This is a genomic window from Tepidiphilus sp. J10, assembly GCF_006980785.1.
Lineage (GTDB): Bacteria > Pseudomonadota > Gammaproteobacteria > Burkholderiales > Rhodocyclaceae > Tepidiphilus > Tepidiphilus olei.
In genome coordinates this window covers 45,147-53,435 of sequence record NZ_SBHP01000009.1, presented here as the reverse complement: position 1 = coordinate 53,435, position 8,289 = coordinate 45,147, and the positions used below count along the sequence as shown (strand labels likewise).

Genomic DNA, 8,289 nt, shown 5'->3' with positions numbered 1-8,289 from the left:
ACTCACCCGTTCGCCACTCGCCGGCACCCCGAAGGGCCCGCTGCCGTTCGACTTGCATGTGTAAGGCATGCCGCCAGCGTTCAATCTGAGCCAGGATCAAACTCTCAGGTTCAATCCAAAAAAACCTCGCACGCATCTGGCGATGCGCGTGCCAGCGCACCCATCCCGCGCCAACACCCACACCGCTCGACTGTCCCCAAATTCTTAAAGAACTTCTTCCAACCACCACACCACCTCAGTGGCGCGGCAGAACCAGCATTATTCCTTACTTCTCCACCGCAGTCAACCCCGGCAAGGCGCGATTCCACAACCCTCTCACCACCGGCAATCGACCTACACCACCGGCAATCGACCTACACCACCGGCAATCGACCTACACCCCCCACTTCGGCCACACGACACCGGGGCCGCAGCAGGAGAGAGGCGCATTCTAGGCAATGGCAGCGATGAGCGCAAACAAGAAATTTTGATCGGATCCATAAAAAAACGGCACCCATGAGGGTACCGTCCCAAGGATGATGCCTCCCTGCTTCGAGGAGCAGGGATTCGGTGCCTGCTCAGACCGAAACGCTTTCGGCGACTTCGGTGAACTCAGGGATCTGGTCGAAGTTCATGTAGCGGTAGATCTCATTCGCCTTGCTCGTGACCGGTTGCAGATGCGCGAGGTATTCCTCCACCGTCGGGATGCGGCCGAGCAGCGCGCAGACCGCCGCGAGTTCGGCCGACCCGAGATAGACGCGCGTATCCAGCCCCAGACGGTTGGGGAAGTTGCGCGTCGAGGTCGACATCGCGGTGGCGCCGCGTTTGATCTGCGCCTGGTTACCCATGCACAGGGAGCAGCCGGGCATCTCCATGCGGGCACCGGCGCGGCCGAGGATGCCGTAATAGCCCTCCTCGCGCAGCATCATCTCGTCCATCTTGGTGGGCGGGGCGATCCACAGCCGCGTCGGGAGGTCGGTCTTGCCTTCGAGCACCTTGGCGGCGGCGCGGAAGTGGCCGATGTTGGTCATGCACGAGCCGATGAAGACCTCGTCGATCTTGTCTCCGGCGACTTCCGAGAGACGTTTGACGTCGTCGGGGTCGTTCGGGCAGGCGATGATGGGCTCGGTGATCTCGGAGAGGTCGATTTCGATCACCGCGGCGTATTCGGCGTCCGGATCGCGCTCGAGCAGCTGCGGGTTTGCGATCCAGTCTTCCATCGCCTTGATGCGCCGCTCGAGGGTGCGGCGATCCTGATAGCCTTCGGCGATCATCCACTTGAGGAGCGCGATGTTCGAGCGCAGGTATTCGATGATCGGTTCTTTGTCGAGCTTGACCGTGCAGGCGGCGGCGGAGCGCTCGGCGGAGGCATCGGAGAGTTCGAAGGCTTGCTCGACCTTGAGCTGCGGCAGCCCTTCGATCTCGAGGATGCGGCCGGAGAAGATGTTCTTCTTGCCCTTCTTCTCGACGGTGAGGAGCCCTTGCTGGATCGCGTAGTAGGGGATGGCATTGACGAGATCGCGCAGCGTGATGCCGGGCTGCATTTCGCCCTTGAACTTGACCAGCACCGATTCGGGCATGTCGAGCGGCATGGCGCCGGTGGCGGCGGCGAAGGCTACCAGCCCCGAACCGGCCGGGAAGGAGATGCCGATGGGGAAGCGGGTGTGCGAGTCGCCGCCGGTGCCGACGGTGTCGGGCAGCAGCATGCGGTTGAGCCAGGAATGGATGACGCCGTCGCCCGGGCGCAGGGACACGCCGCCGCGCTCGGTGATGAATTTCGGCAGCTCGCGGTGCATCTTGACGTCGACGGGCTTGGGATAGGCGGCGGTATGGCAGAAGGACTGCATCACCAGGTCGGCGGAAAATCCGAGACAGGCGAGGTCCTTGAGCTCGTCGCGCGTCATGGGGCCGGTAGTGTCCTGCGAGCCGACGGTGGTCATGCGCGGTTCGCAGTAGGTTCCGGGGCGCACGCCCTGTCCTTCGGGCAGACCGCAAGCGCGACCGACCATCTTCTGCGCCAGCGTGAAGCCCTTGCCGGTGTCCTTGGGCTGCTGCGGCAGACGGAAGAGCGTGCTCGGCGGCAGGCCCAGCGCTTCGCGCGCCTTGGCGGTGAGCCCACGGCCGATGATGAGCGGGATGCGGCCGCCGGCGCGTACTTCGTCGAGCAGCACCGGGGTCTTGAGGCGAGACTCGGCGATCAGCTCACCGTTCTTGTAGGCTTTGACTTCGGCGGTGTCGTGGTCGATGACGAGCTCGACCTCGTCACCCATCTCCATCTTGCTGACGTCGATCTCGATGGGCAAGGCGCCAGCGTCTTCCTGGGTATTGAAGAAGATGGGGGCGATCTTGCCGCCAAGGCAGATACCGCCGTAGCGCTTGTTGGGTACGAAGGGGATGTCTTGACCGGTCCACCAGATCACGGAGTTGGTGGCGGACTTGCGCGAGGAGCCGGTGCCGACCACGTCGCCGACGTAGGCGACCACGTTGCCTTTCTTCTTGAGTTCCTCGATGAGGCGGATCGGGCCGCGCTGTCCGGGTTCGTCCGGTTCGATGCCGGGGCGGGGATTCTTGAGCATCGCCAGCGCGTGCAGCGGAATGTCGGGGCGCGACCAGGCGTCCGGCGCGGGGGAGAGGTCGTCGGTGTTGGTCTCGCCGGGCACTTTGAAGACGGTGATCTTGATGCGCTCGGGCACGGGGGGTCGGGAGGTGAACCATTCGCCTTCGGCCCAGGAGCGCAGCACGGCTTGGGCGTTCGCGTTGCCCTGGTCGGCTTTTTCCTTCACGTCATGGAAATAGTCGAACACCAGGAGCGTCTTCTTGAGCCCTTCGGCGGCGATGGGGCCGACGAGCGCATCGTCGAGCAAGTCGATCAGGGGCTGGACGTTGTAGCCGCCGAGCATGGTGCCGAGCAGCTCGGTGGCACGCTCGCGCGACAGCAGCGGATTGCTCTCTTCGCCCTTGGCCACGCGCGCGAGGAATTCGGCCTTGACCTTGGCGGCATCGTCGACGCCGGGCGGCACGCGCTGTTCGAGCAACTCGAGCAGGAAAGCCTCTTCGCCGGCGGGCGGATGGCGCAGCAGCTCGACGAGCTGCTCGGTTTGTTCTTTCGACAGAGGCAGGGGAGGAATGCCGAGCGCGGCGCGTTCGGCGGCATGGGCACGATAGGCTTCTAGCACGACGATCACCTCATCTGGGTTTGGGCAAAGACCGCGAAAAAGGACAGGTTCGATATTATATGTCTTTTATAAGACCCAAGCGTCTCCCGGCTCATTGTACCAAAGGGCAAGGCGCAAGAACCCTCGATCGGAACGATAATTCACTTCGATCGCCCCTTGGATGGCAATCGGGTCGAAGATGTTCTAGACTATTGCCAGACGACGAAACCGTTTGACGAGCGTTTTTCATAGGAGGTGTCCGATGTCCGTTGCTGCCGCTACGCTCAAGACCTTCCACATCCCGGGCGTCGGGACGGGGAAATTCCACGATTTACAGGCGCTGGAAGCGCTCGGTATCGGCTCGGTGAAACGCCTGCCGGTATCGATCCGTCTGGTGCTGGAATCGCTCGTGCGCAATTGCGACGGGGTACGCGTCGAAGAACACCATGTGCGCGAGCTCGCCAACTGGCAGCCGCAAGGGAAACGCACTGACGAGATTCCCTTCGTCGTCGCCCGGGTGGTGCTACAGGATTTCACCGGCGTGCCGCTACTGTGCGACCTGGCGGCGATGCGCTCTACGGCGGCCGAAATGGGGAAAAATCCCAAAGCGATCGAGCCGCTCGTGCCCGTCGATCTGGTGGTCGACCATTCCGTGCAGGTGGATCATTACGGCACGCCGGATGCGCTGCGCAAAAACATGGAGCTGGAGTTCGCACGCAACCGCGAGCGCTATCAGTTCATGAAGTGGGGCATGCAGGCGTTCGACACCTTCCGCGTCATCCCGCCGGGCGTCGGCATCATCCACCAAGTCAACCTCGAATACCTCTTCCGCGGCGTTCGTCGGCAGGATACGCCCGAAGGCCCCGTCTATTATCCCGACACGCTGGTGGGCACCGATAGCCACACGACCATGATCAATGCCGTGGGCGTGGTCGGCTGGGGCGTGGGCGGAATCGAGGCCGAGGCGGCCATGCTCGGACAGCCGATGTATTTCCTCACCCCCGACGTGGTCGGAGTGGAACTGGTCGGCTCGCTCCCTGAAGGGGTCACCGCCACCGACCTCGTGCTCACGATCACCGAGATGCTGCGCAAGGCGAAAGTGGTCGGGCAGTTCGTTGAATTCTTCGGTGAGGGGGCTGCGAGCCTGAGCGTGCCCGATCGTGCCACCATCGCCAACATGGCTCCCGAATACGGTGCGACCATGGGATTCTTCCCGGTGGACGAAAAGACGGTGGAGTACCTGCGTGCGACTGGCCGTACCGAGGAAGAAATCGCCGCGTTCGAAGCCTACTTCCGCGCCCAGAACCTCTTCGGGATGCCGCGCGCGGGCGAGATCGACTATACGCGCACGCTGAAGCTCGACCTCTCCACGGTACGCGCCTCGCTCGCCGGCCCGAAACGCCCGCAGGATCGCATCGAACTGCAGGCGATGAAAGCGAATTTCGAGACGCTTTTCTCCAAACCGGTGGGCGAGAACGGCTTCGGCAAGCCAGCCCAGGAGCTCGGCAAGCGCTACCCCGTGCCGGGGCGCGAAGGGCTCACCCTCGGACACGGCGACGTGCTCATCGCCGCGATCACCTCCTGCACCAACACGAGCAACCCGGCAGTGCTCATCGCCGCAGGGTTGCTGGCGAAAAAAGCGGTCGAAAAAGGGTTGAGCGTGGCGCCGCACATCAAGACCTCGCTCGCCCCCGGTTCTCGTGTGGTCACCGAATATCTGCAGAAAGCGGGCCTGCTCGATCCGCTCGCCAAGCTCGGATTTGCGCTGGCCGGCTACGGCTGCACGACCTGCATCGGTAACGCCGGGGATCTCGCCCCCGAGCTCAACCAGACGATCACGCAGAACGATCTCGTGGTGGCGGCGGTGCTCTCGGGCAACCGCAACTTCGAGGCGCGCATCCACCCCAACATCCGGGCGAACTACCTCGCCTCGCCGCCCTTGGTGGTGGCCTTCGCCATCGCCGGACGGGTGAACGTCGATCTCTCGAGCGAGCCGCTGGGCATGGGGTCGGATGGAAAACCGGTCTATCTGCGCGACATCTGGCCGAGCAGCGAGGAGATCCATGCCATCCTGCCCTACGCCAACGATCCGGAGGTCTTCCGGCGTCTGTATCGTGATTTCACCAAGGATCACGACCTATGGAATTCCATCCCGGCGCCCACGGGTGAAGTCTACGACTGGCCGAAGTCGACCTACATCGCCCGCCCGCCCTTCTTCGATCGTTTCTCCATGCAACCGCCGGGCGTGCAGCCGATCACGGGCGCCAAGGCCCTCCTGCTGCTGGGCGACTCGGTGACCACCGACCATATTTCTCCGGCCGGTTCGATCCCCGAGAATTCCCCCGCGGGTCAATGGCTCAAGGCGCACGGCGTCGAGCGCAAGGACTTCAACTCCTATGGAGCACGGCGCGGCAACCATGAGGTGATGGTGCGCGGCACCTTCGCCAACGTCCGACTGAAGAACCTGATGCTGCCGCCCAAACCCGACGGCAGCCGCATCGAAGGGGGCTATACGCTGCTCGATGGCCAGCAAACCACCGTCTATGAGGCGGCCATGGCCTACCGCGAGCGCGGCATCCCCACGGTGGTCTTCGCCGGCGAGGAATACGGCACAGGTTCTTCGCGCGACTGGGCAGCCAAGGGAACGATGCTGTTGGGCATTCGGGCGGTGATCGCCCGCAGCTTCGAGCGCATCCACCGCTCCAACCTCGTGGGCATGGGCGTGCTGCCTTTGCAATTCCTGGGCGAGGATTCCTGGCAGAAGCTGGGCATCGACGGCTCCGAGACTTTCGACATCCTGGGGCTCGATGAAGCACGGCTCGCACCCCAGCAGCAGCTCAGCTTGCGCATCCGCAGGGCCGACGGCAGCACGCAGGACGTGCCGGTGCTCTCGCGCATCGACACACCGATCGAGGTGGAATACTACCGCCACGGCGGGATCCTCCCCTACGTGCTGCGCCAGATCCTGGCGCGCGTTTGATCGATCCGCCCCCGCCTTCGGGTGGGGGCTCCTTTTAGGTAGGAACTGCCGTGAACCCAGAAAAAGTCGTCTTCGGTTTCTTCATCCTGTTGGCCGCCACCCTCAACTTCGGTTTTTTCATCGGTGAGATCGACGTAGCCGAACATCACGATCTCTATGAGCTTTTTGCCGCCCTCGTCGTGAGCCTGATCGCCACCATCCTGAAACTGGGCGATCGCACCCAGATCGGAGCGGTGCACCTCGCTACTTCGCTCGTGGCCGACCTGCAGCTGATCACTGCAGCCATCGTCTGGGCCTACGCCGAGCACGTCTCTCCTACTGGCGTCACCCCGGCGATCTTCGCGCGCATCGTCTCTCTTTCGGGGGGCGCTTTGCTTGCCAACTTGGTATCGGTCACCATCCTCGTGGCTGAAACTCTGATGCAACGGCGTTGAGGCGCACGCTCCATGAACATCGTCGGATTCGAGCGCAATTTCAGCGTCATTCTGCTGGTCTTGCGCCGGGTGCGGGGCCCCTTGATCCTCATGGTCAGCCTCTTCGCCTTGTCGGTACTCGGTCTGACGCTCGTTCCCGGCTTGCCCGACGCCGAAGGGCGCCCGACGCGCATGAGTCTCTTTCACGCTTTCTATTTCGTCAGTTACACCGCCACCACCATCGGTTTTGGCGAAATACCGAACGATTTTTCCGACGCTCAGCGCTTGTGGACGATCGTCGTCATTTACTTGAGCGTGCTGTCATGGGCTTACTTGCTCAAACAAGCGATCACGCTGATGCAGGACGAGGCGCTGCGCCGGGCGGTGGCCGCGCTCACGTTTGCGCGGAAGGTACACCGTCTGCATCAACCCTTCGTACTGATCGCGGGTTTCGGTGAAACGGGCGTGCATCTCGCCCAGGCTCTGGACCGTGAAGGGATCGCGACCGTAGCAATCGACCTCGACCCGAAAAAAATCGAAGCCTCGGAAATGATGGAATTCATCCTCCCACCGCTGACCTTGGTGGAAGATGCAAGCGACCCGAACGTGCTACTCGCCTCGGGGCTGATTCAGCCGCGATGTGCAGCCGTTGCGGCGATGACCGACGACGATATGGCCAACCTCACGGTAGCCGAAGCGCAACGCTTGCTCGCGCCTCATTTGCCCGCCGTGTGTCGCGCCGAGCATGATGCGACGGTGGCCAAAATGGCCGCTTTCGGCACTTCGGTCATCATCGATCCTTTCCACGTCTTCCAGAAAGACCTGGCGCTTGCGCTCGAACATCAGGCGGCTTGGCGGATTCGCCAGATCCTGCTCGACATGCCACTCGACGAAATCCGCACCGAGAGACCACCACCGAGGGGCAAATGGATCATTTGTGGCGCCGGCCGCCTGGGACAAGCAGCGCAAGCGGCGCTGTGCAGCAGTGACATCGAACTGGTGATGATCGATCGTTCCGCCATGGCCGTAGGAAAACATTCGAAGTGGATCAATGGCGATGCTACCCAGCCGGAGGTCTTGCGCGAAGCAGGCATCGAAGAAGCGGTCGGCATCGTCGCCGCGACGGCTCATGACGTGGATAACCTCGCCATCATTGCCACTGCACGCAACCTCAATCCTTCCCTCTACACCATAGTACGGCAAAATCGGCGACGCAACGGGGTACTCTTTTCATCGTTCGCATACGACCTCCGCGTCGTTCCCCGTCACCTCGTCGCCGCCGAAGCGCTTGCCTGGCTTCGCCTTCCGGAGCTCCTCGCCTTCCTCGGCTGGCTGGCCAATGCCACGCATGCCGAAGCCGAAAAGCTGCTGGAACAGCTGATGAAATTGAAGCAAAAAGGTCCCTTGCGCAATCTCAAGTTGCCGGTCTTGCCCCAGACTACCCCGGCGTTGTGGGGCGCATTGGCCGAGGGCCAAGAAATCACCCTCGAGCGTTTACTGCGATCACCGACTCCGAAACCTGAACCTCTGGCCTTGCACGTGCTAGCGATGGCGCACGACGGACATTGGCGCCCCTTGCCCGAAGCCACGACCCCGTTGCGCCCCGGCGATGTATTGCTGCTAAGTGGTACTGCCGGGGCCCTGGCCGACCTCAAAGAAATCTGCGGTTATGAGCCGACGCTCCATTACCTGCTCGAAGGCCGTGAACGAGCGCAGACCTGGCTGGGACGCTGGTGGGAGAGCCGCACGCGGGGAGCCTGAA

4 protein-coding genes and 1 rRNA gene are annotated in these 8,289 nt (G+C 62.7%); 3 read left to right on the top strand and 2 right to left on the bottom strand.

Going from position 1 to position 8,289, the window contains the following annotated elements; all coding sequences use genetic code 11:
• A 16S ribosomal RNA gene (locus EPD81_RS09885) occupies positions 1-112 on the bottom strand; the annotation flags it as partial.
• 445 nt (positions 113-557) lie between these two features.
• Positions 558-3,155, bottom strand: coding sequence for a bifunctional aconitate hydratase 2/2-methylisocitrate dehydratase (acnB, locus tag EPD81_RS09880; protein ID WP_142805278.1), 2,598 nt, complete (start codon positions 3,153-3,155; stop codon positions 558-560).
• 241 nt (positions 3,156-3,396) lie between these two features.
• Between acnB and acnA the strand changes: the two genes are divergently transcribed.
• From acnA to EPD81_RS09865, 3 genes are read left to right on the top strand one after another with little or no spacing between them, the layout of a single operon-like run.
• On the top strand, positions 3,397-6,114 hold the full coding sequence (gene acnA / locus EPD81_RS09875) for an aconitate hydratase AcnA (RefSeq protein ID WP_142805277.1): 2,718 nt from the start codon (positions 3,397-3,399) through the stop codon (positions 6,112-6,114).
• Between the two features lie 50 nt (positions 6,115-6,164).
• Positions 6,165-6,548, top strand: a complete 384-nt coding sequence (locus EPD81_RS09870; protein WP_142805276.1) for a DUF6394 family protein — start codon at positions 6,165-6,167, stop codon at positions 6,546-6,548.
• Positions 6,549-6,560: 12 nt separating this feature from the next.
• The gene (locus EPD81_RS09865; protein ID WP_142805275.1) at positions 6,561-8,288 is read left to right on the top strand and encodes a TrkA family potassium uptake protein; all 1,728 of its coding nucleotides are present in this window, start codon (positions 6,561-6,563) and stop codon (positions 8,286-8,288) included.
• Position 8,289 lies beyond the last annotated feature (1 nt).

Excerpts from the sequence above, each read along its gene's own strand:
- acnA (WP_142805277.1), top strand. The coding sequence starts at position 3,397 with ATGTCCGTTGCTGCCGCTACGCTCAAGACCTTCCACATCCCGGGCGTC.
- EPD81_RS09865 (WP_142805275.1), top strand. The coding sequence starts at position 6,561 with ATGAACATCGTCGGATTCGAGCGCAATTTCAGCGTCATTCTGCTGGTC.